Origin of the sequence: Gordonia sp. (in: high G+C Gram-positive bacteria) (genome assembly GCF_020438995.1) — a bacterium.
Lineage (GTDB): Bacteria > Actinomycetota > Actinomycetes > Mycobacteriales > Mycobacteriaceae > Gordonia.
The window spans coordinates 68,196-70,144 of record NZ_JAGQTN010000239.1; the positions used below are offsets into that span (position 1 = coordinate 68,196).

The following is a 1,949-nucleotide window of genomic DNA, read 5'->3' on the forward strand; positions in this document are numbered from 1 at the left end:
GAATCTGATGCCCCTTATGCCGCGTCGGATGGTGCGGGGCGCCAGAACGCCCGGTCAATTATCGCTCACCCCGTCATTGCCGTTAGCCCTATCCCCCGAATGGGCGACACCCGGCACACCGCCTCCGTCGCCCGGAACGGGTGCGGTCGACTGCCCGCTGGACCAGTCGACGAGGCTGCTGTGTTCCTGCGCCACGAGGAACTGCGCGGCACCGATCGCACCGTCCGGATCGTCGGTGAGCGAGTCGAGCAGAGTCAGGAACCGCTGCGCGAACGTCACCATCGTGGCCTCGTTGAACAGATCGGTCGCGTAGACCATGCCGGCCGGCCAGTCCCGGCCCGCCACGGTCCGCACGGTGATCGACAGATCCCGCTGCGCGAACGCCGTCGGCGGCTCGATCTGCTCGACGGTGAGCGATCCCACATCCACCGGTTGCTGTGCGCCCGCACCGGCCGCCGGATTGTGGTCGACACTCAGCATGACCTGGGCGAGCGGTGCGAATGCCTGCGAGCGCACCGCCCCGACGGCGTCGACGACGGCCTCGAACGGCACGTCGGCGTTGGCGAACGCGTCGAGGTCGGTCTCGCGGACCTCTTCGAGGAGTTCGGAGAACGCCATCATCGGTTCGAGTTCACTGCGCAGTACCAGCGTGTTGACGAACATGCCGACCATCGGGTCGAGCACGCGGTCGCCGCGGCCCGCGATCGGAGTGGCGATCGCGATGTCGTCGGCGGCGGTGAGCCGTGACAGCAGCACCGCCAGCGCGGCGTGCACCACCATGAACGACGTCAGTCCGTACTCGGCGGCCAGTTGTTCGATCCGTTCGCCCAGTGCACGCGGCACAGTGAAGTCGATCGACGCGCCCTTGGCCGATGCGGTGACGGGCCGCGGTCGGTCCGCGGGCAGTTCGAGTACGTCGGGCAGGCCCATCAGCTGGTCCTCCCAGTATTCGAGCTGACGGCCGACCACCGAGTCCTGGTCCTGTGGGTCGCCGAGCACCTCGTGCTGCCAGATCGCGTAGTCGGCGAACTGCACCGGCAGCGGCGCGAAGGCCGGCGTGTGGCCCTGCGCCCGTGCCGCGTACGCGGTGACGATGTCGGTGAGCAGCGGCCCCATCGATTCGCCGTCGCTGACGATGTGGTGCAGGACCGCCAGGAAGATCCACTCCCCTTGCTGCGACCGCAGCAGCCGGACCCGGAAGGCACTCTGCTCGGCCACGACGAACCCGCGGGTAGCAGCCTCCATGAGACCGGCCTCGGAGTCGACGATCGCCCAATCGAGGTGTTCGGCGGCCCACTCGAGGTCGTGGATCACCTGCGTGGGGTCGCCGTCGACGCCCGGGAACGTGGTCCGCAGGACCTCGTGCCGTTCGACGACGTCGAGCACGGCCTGCCGGAGCGCATCGGTATCCAGGTCGCCGGTCAGCTTGGCGCCGGCCTGGATGTTGTAGGTCGGGGCGTCCGGATCGAACTGATTCATGAACCACATGCGCTGCTGCGCGAACGACACCGGGATGTGGTCCGGCCGCGGATCGGCCTGGGTGATCGGGGCGAGCGCTTCGCCGGCACCGGCGACAGCGGTGACCAGTTCCCGCACCGTCGGCGCGTCGAACAGGTCGCGCACCGATACCGTGGCGCCCAGTACCTCACCGGTGCGCGCCGCGAGCCGCATCGCCGACAGCGAGTTGCCGCCCAGGTCGAAGAACGAGGTCGTCACGCTGACCCGGTCGAGGCCGAGGACGTCGGCGAACACCCGCGCGACGGCGGTCTCGTCGTCGCCCTCGGGCCCGGTGTAGTCCTCCTCGGACATCGTGCCGAAGTCGGGTGCCGGCAACGCCTTCCGATCCAACTTGCCCGCCGAATTGAGCGGCACCTCATCGATCAACGTCCACACCGACGGCACCATGTACGACGGCAACACCTGCCCCACCACACGTTTCACCGCATCCA

General features: G+C 68.6%; 1 protein-coding gene. It reads right to left on the bottom strand.

The window, feature by feature from the left end; all coding sequences use genetic code 11:
• Positions 1-54 precede the first annotated feature (54 nt).
• Positions 55-1,949, bottom strand: a 1,895-nt coding sequence (locus KDB67_RS16880; protein ID WP_291018009.1) for a condensation domain-containing protein, incomplete at its 5' end; no start/stop codon positions are given.